Source organism: Thioclava sp. F42-5 (assembly GCF_002213195.1).
Taxonomy (GTDB): domain Bacteria; phylum Pseudomonadota; class Alphaproteobacteria; order Rhodobacterales; family Rhodobacteraceae; genus Thioclava; species Thioclava nitratireducens.
This window is the reverse complement of the sequence record NZ_NBNZ01000002.1, coordinates 510,867-527,417: the sequence shown is the minus strand read 5'-3', so window position 1 is coordinate 527,417 and position 16,551 is coordinate 510,867. Positions and strand designations below refer to the sequence as shown.

General features: G+C 63.7%; 14 protein-coding genes. All 14 read right to left on the bottom strand.

Annotated elements, in window-relative coordinates; all coding sequences use genetic code 11:
• Window positions 1–3: 3 nt before the first annotated feature.
• Window positions 4–1,173, bottom strand: a complete 1,170-nt coding sequence (locus tag B6V74_RS07800; protein ID WP_088722448.1) for a Gfo/Idh/MocA family oxidoreductase — start codon at window positions 1,171–1,173, stop codon at window positions 4–6.
• Window positions 1,174–1,266: 93 nt separating this feature from the next.
• Window positions 1,267–2,292: a LacI family DNA-binding transcriptional regulator gene (locus B6V74_RS07795; RefSeq protein WP_075774240.1), complete on the bottom strand. Its 1,026-nt coding sequence runs from the start codon at window positions 2,290–2,292 to the stop codon at window positions 1,267–1,269.
• Between the two features lies 1 nt (window position 2,293).
• Window positions 2,294–2,626 carry a Dabb family protein gene (locus tag B6V74_RS07790; protein ID WP_088722447.1) on the bottom strand — a complete coding sequence of 111 codons (333 nt, stop codon included), beginning with the start codon at window positions 2,624–2,626 and terminating at the stop codon, window positions 2,294–2,296.
• A gap of 1 nt (window position 2,627) precedes the next feature.
• A complete protein-coding gene (locus B6V74_RS07785; protein ID WP_088722446.1) occupies window positions 2,628–4,214 on the bottom strand; it encodes a GMC family oxidoreductase N-terminal domain-containing protein in 1,587 nt (528 codons plus the stop codon).
• A 41-nt stretch (window positions 4,215–4,255) separates the two neighbouring features.
• The gene (locus B6V74_RS07780; RefSeq protein ID WP_088722445.1) at window positions 4,256–5,755 is read right to left on the bottom strand and encodes a GMC family oxidoreductase; all 1,500 of its coding nucleotides are present in this window, start codon (window positions 5,753–5,755) and stop codon (window positions 4,256–4,258) included.
• Window positions 5,752–6,864 carry a sn-glycerol-3-phosphate ABC transporter ATP-binding protein UgpC gene (gene ugpC / locus B6V74_RS07775; protein ID WP_088722444.1) on the bottom strand — a complete coding sequence of 371 codons (1,113 nt, stop codon included), beginning with the start codon at window positions 6,862–6,864 and terminating at the stop codon, window positions 5,752–5,754. The genes B6V74_RS07780 and ugpC overlap by 4 nt, the downstream gene beginning before the upstream one ends.
• 5 nt (window positions 6,865–6,869) lie before the next feature.
• Complete coding sequence (locus tag B6V74_RS07770) at window positions 6,870–7,754, bottom strand: carbohydrate ABC transporter permease (protein WP_078541537.1); 885 nt, start codon at window positions 7,752–7,754, stop codon at window positions 6,870–6,872.
• Entirely contained in the window at window positions 7,754–8,647 is an 894-nt protein-coding gene (locus tag B6V74_RS07765; RefSeq protein WP_075774234.1) for a sugar ABC transporter permease, read from the bottom strand. The genes B6V74_RS07770 and B6V74_RS07765 overlap by 1 nt, the downstream gene beginning before the upstream one ends.
• Before the next feature lie 73 nt (window positions 8,648–8,720).
• Complete coding sequence (locus B6V74_RS07760) at window positions 8,721–9,971, bottom strand: ABC transporter substrate-binding protein (protein ID WP_075774233.1); 1,251 nt, start codon at window positions 9,969–9,971, stop codon at window positions 8,721–8,723.
• Window positions 9,972–10,027: 56 nt separating this feature from the next.
• The gene (locus B6V74_RS07755) at window positions 10,028–11,554 is read right to left on the bottom strand and encodes an aldehyde dehydrogenase family protein (RefSeq protein ID WP_088722443.1); all 1,527 of its coding nucleotides are present in this window, start codon (window positions 11,552–11,554) and stop codon (window positions 10,028–10,030) included.
• 2 nt (window positions 11,555–11,556) lie between these two features.
• Window positions 11,557–12,324, bottom strand: coding sequence for an enoyl-CoA hydratase/isomerase family protein (locus B6V74_RS07750; protein ID WP_088722442.1), 768 nt, complete (start codon window positions 12,322–12,324; stop codon window positions 11,557–11,559).
• Window positions 12,321–13,892: a CoA-transferase gene (locus B6V74_RS07745; RefSeq protein WP_088722441.1), complete on the bottom strand. Its 1,572-nt coding sequence runs from the start codon at window positions 13,890–13,892 to the stop codon at window positions 12,321–12,323. The genes B6V74_RS07750 and B6V74_RS07745 overlap by 4 nt, the downstream gene beginning before the upstream one ends.
• Window positions 13,893–14,077: 185 nt before the next feature.
• Window positions 14,078–14,683 (bottom strand): hypothetical protein, encoded by a 606-nt coding sequence (locus B6V74_RS07740; protein ID WP_240497072.1) that lies wholly within the window; start codon window positions 14,681–14,683, stop codon window positions 14,078–14,080.
• A gap of 826 nt (window positions 14,684–15,509) precedes the next feature.
• A complete protein-coding gene (locus B6V74_RS07730; protein ID WP_088722438.1) occupies window positions 15,510–16,550 on the bottom strand; it encodes an HlyD family secretion protein in 1,041 nt (346 codons plus the stop codon).
• Window position 16,551: the final 1 nt, after the last annotated feature.

The following is a 16,551-nucleotide window of genomic DNA, read 5'->3' as shown; positions in this document are numbered from 1 at the left end:
CGGTCAGCTTTGCGGAATATCGACCCAGGCGCGTTGCCGGGACGAGCTCATGCAGGCGTCGACGATCTGGGTGATGTGATGGCCTGTCTCGAAGGTCGGCCACATCGCCTTGCCGGAGACGATGGAGCGGATGACCTCCGCCGCTTCGATGATCTTGGTCTCGTTATAGCCGAGCGCGAAATTCGGCAGCGGCAGGAAGGCCGCGTAGGTCGGATGCTCGGGCCCGACATCGATCTCGCGGTAGCCGCGGCGCCCGATCGGATCGGCATTGGTGTAGAAGCGCAGCCGGTTCACCTCGTCGAACGTATAGGCGAGGCTGCCTTTCGTGCCGTAGATCTCGTAGGTCTGCATGAATTTGCGCCCGGTCGCGACACGGCTGAAATCCACGATCCCGTTGGCGCCGTTCTCGAACGTGCACAGAATCTGGCTCGCGTCGGGATTGGTGATATCGGCCCATTCCTCGCTGCCGGTCAGCTCCGCCGTCTCACCGAGCCCCAGACCTTCGATCTTCGGACGGCGCGGCGTGACGATGATGTTGTTGGCAATCAGCGACGAGACGCGACCGACGAGGAATTCCATGAAGCTGAAGACATGGCTGCCGGTATCCCCGACGATCCCGGTCGGCGCGAGCGACCCATCGGCGCGCCACATATAGGGCACCATCGGGTCGCCATACATGTCGACATGCTGGCACCCTTTGAACATCGTGATCTCGCCGATTTCGCCCGCATCGATGATCTCCTTCGCAAGATCATGGACGGGGTTGCGCGGGAAGCCGTGACCGACGCGGGTGATAAGGCCGCGCGCCTTCGCGATATCGGCAAGCTCGCGCGCCTCCTCGGCGGACTCGGCAAGGGGCTTTTCGCAAAAGACATGCTTGCCCGCTTCGAGCGCGGCTTTCGCGACCTCGTAATGCAGGTTGTCGGGCAGACAGATATCCACGAGATCGACCTCGGGATCGGAGATCACCTCGCGCCAGTCCTGAACGATCCGCGCACCGGGCACCCGCGCGGCAAGCTCCTGCGCTCGCGCGGGATTGCGATCGACGAGGGTGACGACGCGCGCCGTGCCACCTTCAGTGCCGAAGAAATGCGGAAAGGTCTGATAGGCCATCGTGTGGACTTTGCCCATCCACCCCGAAGCGCCGAGCACGGCAACACGAATCTCTGTCATTTGAACACTCCTCTCCTGTCCGCGCCGGTGTCTCTCTGCGCGGTCTCGTCTCTGTTTCGTCCGAACGGGCGGGCCTCCCGTCTCCCTGTCGTCTCAGCCCGCAGGCGTCTCGCCACTCGAGCCACGAATGGCCAGCGAGACCGGCGTGCGGATTTCCGGCGGCGGCACCTTGTCGTTCTCGAGCCAGGCGAGGATCGTTTCGGCGACAAGCTTCCCGAAGCCGTCAATGTCGCAGCGCACCGAGCTGAGCGGGGGCCAGGAATGGGCCGCCTCCTCGATGTCATCGAAGCCCACGATGCGCAGATCGCGGCCGACATTGCGCCCGATCTCGGCGCAGCCCGAAATCATCCCGAGCGCAACCTGATCGTTGAAGCAGACCGCGCCATCCACCTCCGGATGGTCGTCTGCCAGCTCATGCGCCGCCTGCCTGCCGAAAGCGCGGCTCGCACTGCCGGTCAGGACATGGGGTTCGAGCCCGGCGCTCTCTATCGCAGTCAGATACCCTGCCATGCGCTCCTGCGTGACGGCCCGGCCCTCCAGACCACCGACGAAGGCGATCCGCTTCGCGCCTTGTTCGAGGAGATGCTCGGTCGCGATACGCGTCCCGTTCGGATAGTCCGGCGCGGCGAAGGGGAAAAGCTCGGTCCGCATCTCGACTTTGCGCAGCACCTGCATCGCCGGAATGCCCGCCCGCTGAAGCGCCTCGAAGCTCAGCGCCTCGTCGCCATAGGCGGGCGAGAGGATCATCGCGGAGACGCCGTGCTCGATCATCGCCTCGACCACCTGCGCCTGAAGCTGCGGGTCTTCGTCAGTATTGGCCACGACGGCCGCGTAGCCGCGGCTCGACAGCGCCATCTGCAACGACGTCGCGAACTCAGTGAAGAAAGGGTTGCGCAGGTCGTTGATCACCAGACCGACAAGCCCTGCTCCGGCGCTGCGCAGATTGGCTGCCGCGCGGTTATAGACATAGCCGATCTCGGCCATCGCAGCCTGCACCTGCTCGCGTGTTTTCTGCTTCACCAAGGGGCTGTTCTGGATCACGAGGCTGACTGTCGATTTCGACACCCCGGCCTTTCGGGCCACGTCGATGATCGTCGGTCTGCGGTCGCTCGGCGCCATGTCACGCCCCCTGCGACGGAGTTGCGATCTCGAAATCGAAGACGAGGATGCCGTCGATCCCGCCTTGAGCGTTGGCCACGAGCTTCGCCCCGAGCGCCCGGTGATCGGGATGTTCCTGGTAGGCGGCGAGCGCCTCCCAGTCGCGGAAATCGACGGTGAAACCATGCATGTAACCGCGCTCGATCTTCTCGGGGCTCTCGGAGCGGCCCGCGCAGATTGCACCGAGGCCGTCGACCTTGCCCTCAATCGCGCGCAGCTCCTCCCAGAGCGGTGCGATCTCTTCCTCGCTCAGCCCGGGTTTGAATTTGACGAGAACGATGTGGCGCACTGTCATGTCAGCCTCCATGTGCCGCGCGGATCATATCGGCGGCTTTCTCGCCGATCATGATTGCCGCAGCGTTGGTGTTGGACGAAATCACACGCGGCATAATCGAGTTGTCGACGACGCGCAGCCCCTCGATCCCGTTGAACCGCAATGTCGGGTCTACGACAGCCCCCGCATCGGTGCCCATGCGACATGTCCCTGCGCAGTGATGCGAGGTTTTCGAATGGGTGCAGATGAAATCGAAATAGTCCTCGTCGGTCCGGACGTCGGGACCGGGAAGGCGCTCGGCGAGGATATATTTGCGCATCGGGGCTTGTGACAGGATTTCCTGCGTCAGCTTCAGTCCCCGGATGGACATTTCGCGATCGAGCGGGTCCTGCAGGTAGTTCGGATCGATCAACGGCGCGACCGCCGGATCGTCGCTTTGCAGGCGGACGCTGCCGCGCGAGCGCGGGCGCAGGTAACAGGAATTGAGCGTGATACCTCCCTGCGGCATGGAAACCACGCCATGTTCAATGCCGGTCCCGAGTCCGAGATGGAACTGCAGATCCGGCGACCGTGCCTCGGGATCGGCATACCAGAAGCCACCAGTTTCGAACAAAGACGACGCAACCGGCCCCTTCCGTCCGAACAGATATTGCAGCCCCGCCAACGCCGCCCAATGCGGCTTCGCATAGCGGTCATAACTGTAGGGGCCGGAAAGCTCGCTGATGCAGTAGAGGTCGAGGTGATCCTGCAGATTGGACCCCACCTCCGGCTGGTCGAAGACGACATCGATCCCGAGCGAGGCCAGCTCATCCGCCGGTCCGATACCCGACAGCTGCAGCAGCCGCGGCGAGCCGATCGCCCCAGAACATAGCAGCACTTCACTTTCTGCCCGTAGGCGCGTGCCATCGACAAGCTCGACCCCGGTCGCGCGGCCATTCTCGACCACGATCCGGCGCACCTGCGCACCCAGCTTCACCGTGAGGTTCTCGCGGTGACGGTTCGGCGCGACATAGGCCATCGCAGCCGAGGAGCGGCGCACATTGCGCTGGGTCAGCTGGTAATAGGCGACCCCGTCCTGCTTCTCACCGTTCACGTCGTAATTGCGCGGAATGCCGAGCTCGGCGGCCGCTTCGAAATAGGCCTCGCAGACCGGCAGGGGTGCGCGCGGATCGCTCACGCCGAGCGGGCCGCCCTTGCCGTGATAGCGGTTCTCGATGCTCGCGTTATCCTCGGCCTTGCGGAAATAGGGCAGCACATCTTCATAGCCCCAGCCGGTACACCCCATCTGGCGCCATTCGTCGTAATCGAGCGCATTGCCGCGGGTATAGACCTGAGCATTGATCGCGGAGCCGCCGCCGATCACCTTGGCCTGGGTGTAGCGAAAGACCTTGTTCTGCATGTGCCGCTGCGGAACCGTTTCCCAGCCCCAGCTGCCGATGCCCTTGGTCATCTTCGCGAAGCCCGCGGGCAGATGATAGAACGGGTGGCGATCGCTGCCGCCCGCCTCGAGCAGCAGGACGTCCGCCGACGGGTTCTCGGAGAGACGCCCGGCCAGTACCGACCCCGCCGAACCGCCGCCGATAATTATGAAATCGTAAGTCGTCTTCATGCTGGCCTCCTTGGCCAAGTCTCTCGCCGCAGCCCGGTGGCTCAGGCGGCGAGCTCTGTCTGTGCGATATGCTCAGCCGCGCGCAGGGCGAGCGCCGCGACGGTAAGGGCGGGGTTCACGGCAGCCGAGGTCGGCAGGACGGACGCATCGGCGATGAACAGGTTCGGGTGATCATGGCTGCGGCAGAACGTGTCGACGACGCTCGACGCCGGATCGTTACCCATCCGCGCCGTCCCGCATTGATGTGACGGGGTCTGCCGGTCGAATGGCCGCGCGAGCACGATCGGATAGCCCGCAGCGCGCAGCTTTCGGCGCAGCATGTCGACGAGTTCGAGATGGGTCTCCCAGTTGGAGCGCTTCCAATCGAGCCGGATCTTGCCCTCCTTCAGCGTCACGCGGCTCTCGGGATTGGGCAGGTCTTCAGACATCGCGTAGAGATCGACCGAGCGGTTGGCGATCCAGCTTGCCACCGGACGCGGCAGCGGCGAGGCCGAGGCGAGGATCGGACCGGAGATTTTGCCGAGCAGCTGGATGTTGCCTAGCGGCGCGCCGTTCGCCCCGCCCGAGAGGTAGAAATCGTTGATCGCCAGCGTCTTCTGGTAGATTGCGCGGTTCCGGCGCAGCGGGTGCAGCGCCAGCACGGCCGAGCAATTGTGGTTCATGAAATTGCGCCCGACCTGATCGGAACCATTCGCCAGCCCGGTCGGATGGCGCTCAGTCGCAGAGGCCAGCAAAAGGGCCGCGCTTTGCACCGCCCCGGCGGAGAGCACCACGACCGACGCCGTGAGCGTCCGGACCTGCCCGTCTTTCTCGATCTCGACCCCGCTTATGCGGTTCTCGGCATCGACGATCAGACGCCGCGCCCGCGCGCCCGTCATCAGCTTGACATTCTGGGATTTCAGCGCAGTCGCCAGACCGACGCTTTCGGCATCCATCTTGCCGCCGCAGGTATCGGGGAACGCATCCCAAGGCGTCTGCCCATGCGCGAGCCAACGGTCGATATCGACCCCGAGCGGCAGGGAGGACGGGTGCAGCCCGACCGATTTCAGCCGCCGCCGGAGCGCCGCGATATCGGGCTCGTCCGGGACCGGAGGATGTGCGTAGAGGCCGGAATGGCGCGGCTCCGTCGGATCCTCTCCAAGCTGACCGCGCACCTGATAGAGCGCCTCGGCCCTCTGGTAGAACGGCTCGATCTCGTCATAGGCGATCGGCCAACCCGGCGTGGTCCCGCCTTGATGCTCCACTGGCGAGAAATCCGCCTTGCGATAGCGCATCAGAACGGCGCCGTAGAACTTCGAATTGCCGCCGACATTGTAGTAATTGCCGGGGCTGAACGGCACGCCATCGCCATCGAGCCAGGTTTCCTCGGGCCGGTAATGACCGCGCGCGAAGATCGCGTCGGGATCGCGCGCATCCGGCGTGTCGGGCAGGCGTTCGCCACGCTCGAGCACCAGCACGCGCCGTCCCGTCTCGGCCAGCGCCGCCGCCGTGGTGGCACCGCCCATGCCCGAACCGATGATGATGACGTCGGCATCGCTCATGGCTGGATGCGCTCCTCCGTCTTGGGATCGAAGGCCACCGCCTTGTCCATGTTGACCGCGAAATCGAAGACCTCGCCCGCCCGCACGGTCACATCGGCCCGCATCCGGGCGATGGCATCGCGACCGCCCAGGGTCATCGTCACGAAGGTGTCCGACCCGGCAGGTTCGGTTACGCCGATATGATTGCGCAGCGGCGCTATATGGGCGGCGTTGCGATCCGCGCCCTCCGGATCCGTAATCGTCTCCGGTCGGATGCCGAGAAGGATCTCGCGCCCGTCCCACTGGGCGAGATTGGCTTGCGGGAAGCGGAGCAGTTGCTCCCCCCCGTCATGGCCCATCACGGCCGCGTGGGGCGCACCGTCCTTCAACACGATCCGCGCCGGAACCACGTTCATCGCGGGGCTGCCCATGAAGGTCGCCACGAACACATTCGACGGCGTGTCGTAGATTTCCTTCGGCGTGCCGAGCTGCTGCACATAGCCCTTGTTCATCACCGCGATCCGGGTCGAGAGCGTCATCGCCTCGATCTGGTCGTGGGTCACGTAGACGATCGTGGTGCCAAGGCTCTGGTGCAGCTTCTTGATCTCGGTGCGCATGTCGACGCGCAGTTTCGCATCGAGGTTCGACAGCGGTTCGTCGAAGAGGAACACGTCCGGGTCACGCACCAGCGCACGTCCCATCGCGACGCGTTGGCGCTGACCGCCCGAAAGCTGCCCCGGCTTGCGGTCGAGCAGATTGTCGATCTGCAGCATCTCCGCCACCCGGTTCATCGCCTCTTCGCGTTCGGGTTTGGGGGTGCCGTGCATCTCAAGGCCGAAGGTGATGTTCTGGCCGACGGTCATGTTCGGGTAGAGCGCGTAGGACTGGAACACCATCGCGATGTTGCGCTTCGACGGGTGCACACCGTTCATCGTGCGTCCCTTGATCGAAATCTCGCCGGAGGTGATCCCTTCCAGCCCCGCGATCATGCTCAGAAGCGTCGACTTGCCGCAGCCGGACGGGCCGACCAGCACGAGGAATTCACCTTCATCGACCGAGATGTCGACGCTGTGCAGCACTTCGACCGCGCCGTAGGACTTGGTGACGTTTGAAATATCGAGGAGACCCATTGGCATTACCCCTTGACTGAGCCCGCCATCAGGCCGCGCACGAAGAAGCGCCCCGAGACGATGTAGACGATGAGAGTGGGCAGCGCCGCAAGGATCGCACCCGCGAAGTGGACGTTGTAGGCCTTCACGCCGGTCGAGCTTTGAACGAGGTTGTTCAAGGCGACGGTCATCGGCTGGCTGGCCTGCCCGGCGAAGGACGACCCGAACAGGAAGTCGTTCCAGATATTGGTGAACTGCCAGATGATCGTGACCACGATGATCGGCCCCGACAGCGGCAGAAGGATGCGGTAGAAGATTCGGAAGAACCCGGCCCCGTCAATCTGCGCCGCGCGCACCAGCTCGGTCGGGAAGGCCGAGTAATAGTTGCGGAAATATAGCGTCGTGAAGCCAAGCCCGTAGACGACGTGGACGAGGATCAGCCCCGGCACCGAACCTGCGAGCCCGATCATGCCCAGCACCCGCGCCATCGGGATCAGCACGATCTGGAACGGGATGAAGCAGGAAAACAGCAGCATCCCGAAGAGGATCGTGTCGCCGCGGAACCGCCACTTGGTCAGCACGTATCCGTTGAGCGCGCCCATGATGGTCGAGATCGCCACCGCCGGAACCACGATCAGGATCGAGTTGATGAAGTAGGGGCGCAGGCCGGTCGGCTGCACGCCGATCTGGGCCGAGGACCAGGCTTCGCGCCAGGGCTCGAAAGTCCAGACATCGGGCAGCGCCATCATGTTGCCGCCGGTGATCTCGCTCAGAGGTTTGACCGAGTTGATCAGCATCACCGCGAGCGGCAGCAGGTAGAACAGCGCGAACAGCAGCAGGAAAAGATAGATGAAGGTGCGGGTTACGCGATTTGTGCGGATCGCGACCCCGGTATCGACGGCGCCGGACATTACTTCGGCTCCTTCAGTTCGGCGTAGAGATAGGGGATCATGATCGCGGCGATGGTCATCAGCATGATAACCGCCGACGCTGCGCCCACGCCCATCTCGTTGCGGGTGAAAGTGTAGGAATACATGAAGGTCGCGGGCAGCTCGGTGGCCCGGCCCGGGCCGCCACCGGTCAGCGCGATCACGAGGTCATACGATTTGACCGCGAGATGCGCGAGGATGACGAAGGCCGACAGGAACGCGGGCCGAAGCTGCGGAATTATGATGCGGCGATAGAGGTTCCAGTTCGAGGCGCCATCCATCTGCGCCGCTTTCAGGATCTCGTTGTCGATCCCGCGGAGCCCGGCGAGGAACATCGCCATGACGAAGCCCGAGCTTTGCCAGACCGCGGCGATCACCACGGTGTAGATCGCCATGGACGAGCTTTTGATCCAGCCGAAATGGAAGCTCTCCCAGCCCCAAAGATGCAGCGTGTGCTCGATCCCGATGCCCGGATCGAGAAGCCATTTCCACGCCGTCCCCGTCACGATGAACGAGAGCGCCATCGGATAAAGGAAGATCGGGCGCAGAAGCCCCTCGCCGCGGATTTTCTGATCGAGAAAGATCGCGAGAGAAAGGCCGATCGCGATACAGATCGCGATGTAGAGAGAGGCGAAGATCGCGAGGTTCTGCACCGCGATCGTCCAGGTCGGCAATTGGAAGAGACGCCAGTAATTGTGCCACCCGACAAGGTCGAACGTTGGAAGAATTCGGCTGTTCGTGAACGACAGGTAGCCGGTGAAAACGATGAAGCCGTAGACGAAGATCAGCATCGACGCGACAGAGGGCGCGAGAACGATCTTGGGAATCCATTCCTGAAGCCGGGTACGCAAGTCTGACTGGACCGGACGGGCCATTGCTCTCTCCTTTAGGGAAATGAGACGGATCGGTGACGTACGGGCCGGTCTCAGAGACCGGCCCGAGGGCCTTTTACTGGGCCAGCGACACGGCCTTGACGAGTTCCTTGGCGGCGGTCTCGGCGTCATAGTCGCCGTTGAAATTCGCCGTCACCACGTCATAGATCGCGTTCTTCACCGAAGCCGGGTCAGCATGGCCATGCGCCATAGAGCCCAGAAGCGTGCCGTTCTGGCTCGCCGATTTCAGCTGAGCCATCGCCTTCTTGCCGCAAGCGTCGAACTCTTCGTCCGACACGTCCGTGCGCGAGGGAACAGAGCCTTTCACCGTGTTGAAGGCGATCTGGAACGAGGGCGACATCACGGCTTTCGCCATTGCGTCCTGTGCGGCCTGTGCGTCCTCGCCCACCTTGAACATCGCGAACTGGTCGGCGTTGAAGGTCACATCGTCCGCGGTGCCCGGGGTCCGGAAGCAGCCGAAATCGACCTCGGCCTCTTTGCCGGCCCGCAGGAATTCACCCTTGGCCCAGTCGCCCATCATCTGGAAGGCGGCCTCGCCATTGATGACCATCGCGGTCGCGAGGTTCCAGTCGCGGCCCGAGAAGTTCGGGTCGACGAAGCTGTGGAGCTGCTCCATGCGCTTGAAGGATTCGACCATCTGCGGACCGCCGAGCGCGTCGGGATCGAGATCGATGAAGGCCTTCTTATAGAAGTCGGGGCCACCGACCGAGAGCACGACGCCATCGAACATCGTCGCTTCCTGCCAGGGCTGGCCACCAGCGGCGAGCGCGATCTTCCCGGAATCCTTCACCTTCTGCATCGCAGCGATGAACTCATCCCAGGTCTTCGGCTCTTCGATCCCCAGATCGGCAAGCATCTTCTTGTTCGACCAGACCCAGTTGGTCGAGTGCACGTTCACCGGAACCGCGACCCAGTGACCGTCGTATTTCGAGAACTTCTGGAGCGCCTCGGGCACGACGGCATCCCAGTTGCCATCGGCCGCCACCTTGTCGAGCTGGGCCAAAGCGCCCTGCTGTGCCCAGTCGGAGATGTCGAAGCCGAGCATCTGGACCGCGGTCGGCGGATCACCGGAGGTGACGCGCGCACGCAGCACCGTCATCGCGCTCTGGCCGCCGCCACCGGCGACGGGCATGTCCTTCCAGCCGATCCCCTCCTTCTGCAGATCGTCCTTGAGAACGTTGAGAGCGGCCGCCTCGCCGCCCGACGTCCACCAGTGAAGGACCTCCACATCCTTCGCTTGCGCCGACCCTGCGACGAGCGCCAGAACGCTCGCCATTTTCAGTGTCCGTCCGATGTAACTACGCATTGATTTTCCTCCCTGTTGCGTTGTCGTTACACATCCCTCCCGCGCGACCCTTCAGGTCATTCGGGTCTCACCCAAGGCTCCCGCGTGCGACCGATGCGCATCACGAGCGTCTTGATCTCGAAGAACTCCTCCAGGCCATAGCGTCCGATCTCTCTCCCCTGACCGGATTGCTTGACTCCGCCGAAGCTCAATTCCGGAAAGCCGTCCATCCAAGTATTCGTCCAGACGGTCCCCGCCTGCGCCCGAGTCGAGAACTCGAGACAGGTGTGGACGTTCTCGCTCCAAACGCCCGCAGACAGACCGTAGCTTGCGTCGTTCGTTAGCGCTACAGCTTCGTCCATCGTCCGGAAGGTCAGCACCGAGAGAACCGGCCCGAACACCTCTTCTCGGGCGATCGCCATCTCCGGCGAAACGCCGCGCACGACTGTCGGCTGATAGAATTGCCCCTCGAGCCCCGGCACGGTCATCGGCCCGCCCCCCAGCGCGATCTCGGCCCCCTCGGTGACCGCGGCGCGGACGTAGTCGTCGATCTTGCCTTGATGCTGGACGGAGATGATCGCCCCGACCTGCGTGCGCGGGTCAAGCGGATCGCCGAAAGCCACGCGCTTCGACAGCTCCACGACGCGCTCGACCACCTCATCCACGATATCTTCATGGACGATGAGCCGGCTGCTCGAATTGCAGCATTGCCCGGTATTGAAATAGACGCCGAAGGTGATCGCATCGGCTGCGCTCTCGATATCGGCATCGGGGAACACGACCTGCGGATTCTTCCCGCCCAGCTCCAGTGCGACCTTTTTCAACGTGCTCGACGCAGCCGCCGAGATCGCCTTGCCGACCGCGGTCGAGCCGGTGAATGTTACCATGTCAACCGCCTCATGCGTCGTCATCACGCTGCCCACGGACGCCCCGTAGCCCAGAACGATATTCACGACGCCCGGCGGCATCCCTGCCTCGAACAACAACTCCCCGAGCATCACCGTGGTCGACGGCGTCAGCTCGGACGGTTTGATTACCGTGGTGCAGCCGGCGGCGAGCGCGAAGGGCAGCTTTTGGCTCAGGATCCAGAACGGGAAGTTCCACGGCGTGATCATCGACACAACACCGATTGGGTCTTTGACGACGACACCGAGGATGTCGGGCCCCAGCGTATTGTGGCTATCGCCATGCATCGTGCGCGCCAACGACGCCGCGTAGCGCCACAGATCGGCCGCGCCCGACACTTCGGCGCGCGATTGCGAGATCGGCTTGCCACTCTCGAGCGTCTCCAGCAGCGCCATCCGCTCGACATTGCCCTCGATCAGATCGGCGACGCGCAGCAGCACTGTCGCGCGCTCCTTGCCCGAGATCCGGCTCCAGACGCCGCTGTCGAACGCCTCGCGCGCCGCGACGATCGCGGCTTCCGCATCGGCTTCGGCGCCCAGTGCCGCGCGGCTGACGAGGCAACCATGCGCCGGGGACATCCGATCGTAGGTCTCGCCGGAGGCACTGTCGCGCCACTCGCCTGCGATCAGGTGTCGACAGATGAAGGGCTCTGCGGGGATCGCGGCGTCAACGGCAGAGATCAGGTTCAGCTCGGTCATGTTCAAAGTCCCGAAAAATTAGGTTTGCGTTTCTCGCGGAAAGCCGTGACCCCTTCGGCGCGATCTTCGCTGGCCGAAATGGCGGCACTTCCGAGCGCCTCAGCCATGGCACCGCGATCTTCGCCCGCCGCGACATGGATCATCGATTTCGTGATTTCGACGGCGCGGGGCGACAGCCCGAGCGCACGGTCGATCAGGGTCTGCGCTGCCGCGCGCGGATCGTCGGAGACCGCGGCCACGAAGCCGACCGCCAGCGCCCGGTCGGCCTTCACGCGGTGACCGAAAAGCGCCAACTCCTTCACCATTGGTTCGGGCAGCAGACGCATCAGCCGCTGCGTGCCCGACCAGCCGGGAACGATCCCGACGCCAGCTTCCGGGAGGGCAAGGCTGGCGCCGGGTGCCATGACCCGAAGGTCGCAGGCTGCGGCAAGTTCGAGACCGCCCCCGAAGGCGTGTCCGTTCAGCACCGCAATCGTCGGCTTCGAGAGGCGCGCGAGCCGGTCGAAAATCCGGTGTCCGTCGCGGACCCAATGCCGCGCGAACTCGGCCGGGCTCAGATCGCCCCATCCGTTGATATCCGCCCCGGTGCAGAAAGCCCGGTCGCCCTCGGCGCTCACCAGCACGCAGCGAATCTCGACGTCTCTTTCGATCCGATCGAGATGCGCCTCGAGCGCGCTCAGCATCTCGACCGTGAGGGCGTTCATCTTCGCCGGGTTGTCGAGACGCAGCTCTGCCACCGCGCCGTCGATGATCAGGTGAATGTCACTCATGGCGTCCACCCCATCGGGGCGTCGGCGAGAAGCTTCGTGGACATGGTGACGGCATTCTCCGCCACGCGCACACGCCCCTCGGAGGCGCCGACGATATCGCGCTCAGGTTCGATCCCCGGCATGATTTCGGTGGCGATGAGCCCCTTGTCATCGAGCCGCATCACGCAGCGCTCGGTGATATAGAGCACCTCCTGCCCCTGCTCTCGCGCACGCTCCCCGGAGAAGGTCACATGTTCGACCCGGTCGACCATCTTGGTGAACTTGCCGGGCGCGCGGACGCGGATGCCAGCCTCGTCCATCTCCATCTGCGCGCCTGCCTCGAACCAGCCCGAGAAGACGATCTTGCGCGCATGGGCGGTGATATCGACGAAGCCGCCGCAGCCTGCGGTGAGGTAAGGTTTCTTGCCGAGCTTGGAGACATTCACATTCCCCTGCACGTCGACCTCGAGGAAGGACAGGAAGGACATGTCGAACCCGGCGCCCTGGAAATAGATGAATTGCTGGGGCGAGGGCACATAGCCATCGGCGTTCGACGCACAGCCGAAGGCAAATCCGGTCAAGGGCATCCCGCCCACTGCGCCTTGTTCGATCGCCCAGGTGACCGCATCATGGTGGCCCTCTTCGAGCAGGATGCGCGGCACCATCGCCGAAATCCCGAAACCGAGATTGGCGGTCATGCCGCCGCGAAGCTCCATTGCTGCGCGCCGTGCGATGACCTTCTCGATGCCATGTCCGGCCAATTCGAAGCTCGACCACGGACGCATCACTTGCCCCGAGATCGCCGGATCGTAGGGCGTCTCGCAGGTTTGTTTCTGATCCTCGTCCACGACCACGCAGTCCACAAGATGCCCCGGAACCCGGACATCGTGGGGGCGCAGGGAGCCCGCAGCCGTGACGCGCTCCACCTGCGCGATCACCAGCCCGCCATTGTTGCGGACGGCAATCGCCTGCTCGAGCCCGCCGAGATAGGCCCCCTCGTGCTCATAGGTCAGATTGCCGCGCTCATCCGCGGTGGTGGCGCGCAGGATGCAGACGTCGGGGTAGATGTTCGGAAAGTGCAGCCATGTATCGCCATCGAACTCCACCCGGCGCACGATGGGCGCGCCTGCTGCGCGATCGTTCATCGCACAGCCCTCGCGCTCGGGGTCGACGAAGGTCTTCAAGCCGACCTTGGTCATCACGCCCGGACGGCGCGCCGCCGCCTCGCGATGCATATCGAACAGGATGCCGGAGGGCACGTTATAGGCTGCCACCCGATCCTCAACGACCATCTTCCAGATTTCCGGCATCGGCAGGTTCGAGGAGCCCGACGGGTAGGATCCTGCCAGAACGGTATCGAGCAGACCATCCTTCGCGATGTGGTCGATGCCCTTCACCCCGTACATGTCCCCCGCGGCGATCGGGTGGATCGTGGTGATGTTTTTCGGATGCTGCTCCCGATCGAAGCGCTCGCCGATCGCCTTGAGCACGGAGTCGGGACACCCCAACGCCGAAGACGAGGAAACCGTGATGACAGCACCATCCGCAATCTTCCCTACCGCTTCCGACGCACTGACAATCGTGCCCATAGTCCGCTTCTCCCTGTTCAACCGCGCGTTCGCCAAAACAATTTTAGGAACGTTCCAAAATTAATAGGAACGTTCCAATTTTTTGTCAAACGTCTTTTTCGAGTGCGGGACCCAAGGAGTGCCAAAAGGGATGGCTACAGCTAGGAAACGAAGGAGTTTCGGTGCCCTCCGTCACTCCGAAGCGTTCAGGCCACGAGGCCGAGCGCCTCGTCACTTGCGGCGCCGGAATACTTGTCGCGCGGCGGCCACGGCCGGTCCTGCCAAGGCGGGGTGAAGATGAAGCTCGAGACCGACCACCCGTCGAGGAGCGCCCCATTCCCTGCTCCGTGCGCGTAGTCGCAATAGAGTTTGACGATCTCTTCGCGGCTCACCTGCTCCGTCGCCTCGTGGGCCATGCAGGCTTCCCGCCACACGCGGCCCCGGTCATACCCGACACCCTCGGGCAACTGAAAACCTTCGTAATAGTCGAGGAACCAGAACCTCTTGAACATCGGAGTGAATACGGTCTCGACAAGCCCGAACTCATCGAACAGGTACGGCCCTTCGGAGCTGCGCTCGAGCAGGAACCCGTCGATGTCGCGATAGAGGGACAGGAGCTTCTCGGCCCAATCGTCGCGACGGTCGCGATCCTGGTTAAGCACGAACTGATACCCTGTCATCGTGAACGCCCCTTCTCGCGCGCCCGGCAAGGGGCTTGGGGACGAGGCGATCATCACGGGTGAGTTCACCGATCCGATCAATGACGTCGCGACCCTGAACATGCGCTCGGCCCCGTCGACCGGGGCAAGCATCGTCACCCGCCTCGCGGATGGGCAGAATCTGCGCAATCTCGGGTGTAGCATGGCAGAGGGGCGCCGTTGGTGCCAAGTTGCGACGCTCGCCGATCCTGGCTTCGAGGGCTGGGCTGCGGGAGAGTATTTGATCGAAGGCACCGGGACACCGACTCGAGCGGAGGCCGCCCCGAGTCCGAAACCGAAGATAGTGACAGGCTCAGGTCAGGAACACGCGCGTTTCGCCTCAGGCAGTTCGGATGCGCGACTTCACGGGGGTCTCCAGCCCGGGAAATCGCGCCGTTACCTGCTCAACGCGCGGGACGGGCAGGATCTGAACCTTCGGGTGATGGTGCAGGAAGCCCCCCCCTCACCTACCGAATCTACAACCCCGACAAGAGCCCTCTCTTGGGCGACATGACGACGAGCAAGGATTACCGCGGTCAGCTTCTCCAGTCGGGCGATCATGTGATCGAGGTGATCAACAGCACCAATGCGCCCTCGAGCTATGAACTTCTCGTAGCGGTCAAGTAAGCCCGCGACGCAGCCCGCATGACACAGGCCACCGTCAAGCGCTTCCCACAAAGGAAATACCGCGGTTAAGCGGCTTACGTCAGTCATCGGAGGGGAGGAGGAGGCGGTGACCTCAGGGAGGAGGAGGCGGTGACCTCAGGGAGGAGGAGAGAGGCCACCGCCAATTTCCGAGGCTCAGGGAGGAGGAGAGAGCCTCAGGAACTGGTGCAGCGAATTGCTCGCTGCGTTGAGATTGTTTTCGCACAGATGCTGCGCCGCAGAAATAGCTTATTCGACATAGCCGCGCTGCATCTTCCGCATAGCTGTCGCAAGGTCAGGATCCGTGCTGCGGCGCGCTGACCTCGGCCGACAGTCCCGGGGCCAGTCTCGCAGTCTGCGGCTGATCCGGGTCAATCGAGATGCGCACCGGCACGCGCTGCGCGATCTTGGTGAAGTTGCCGGTCGCATTGGAGCCCGACAGCAGGCTGAACTGCCCTGCCGTGGCAGGCGAGAACCGTTCGATATGGCCTCTGAACTCGGTCTTCCCCAGAGCGTCGACGGTAAAGGTCACCGGCTCACCCATGCGCAGCCCTGCCAGCTGGGTCTCCTTGTAATTCGCGATCAGCCAGAGGTCGGAGGGCACGAGCGAAACCAGCGTGCTCCCGGCGCTGACGAACTTGCCGACCCGAGCCGAAACCTGACCCAGCCGCCCATCCTGGGGCGCACGGATCACCGCATGATCGAGCGCCACCTGCGCCGCATCCAGCGACGCCTGCGCGGCATCGGTCTTCGCGGCGAGCGAGCGTTTGTTCAATTCCGCCGTCTGAACCGCTTGTTGGGCCACATCGATGGCGCTTTGCGCCTCTTGCACGCCCGCCTTCGCCTGATCGAGCGTAAGCTGCGCCTGATCGGCATCCGATTGCGAGACATAGCTTTTCTTCGTCAGCTTCGAGGCCCGGTCGCGCGCGGTCTGCGCGGTGGCCTGCGCCGCTTTCGCCGAGGCGAGCGCGGCCTGTTTCGCCTCCAGCGTCGCCTTGGCCGAGTTCACCGCCTGCGCCCCGTTGGATTGCGCGGCCTTCGCCGTCTCAAGCGCGGCCTGCGCCTGTTCCACCGCCGCTTTCAACGCGCGATCGTCCAGCCGCACCAGCACATCGCCCTTCTTGACCTCCTCGAAATCGCTGACCGGCACCGCCGTGACTTCGGCCGCGACCTGCGCGGAGATCGGCGTGACCTTGCCCTGCAGATAAGCATTGTCGGTCCATGCGACGTCGGAACGGAAAGGCGGAAGGCGCCATGCATAGAGCACGGTCGCGACACCGGCGAGCGCGATCAAAAGGATCAGGGCAGAAGCAATATAGCGGCGGGTCTGGGACATC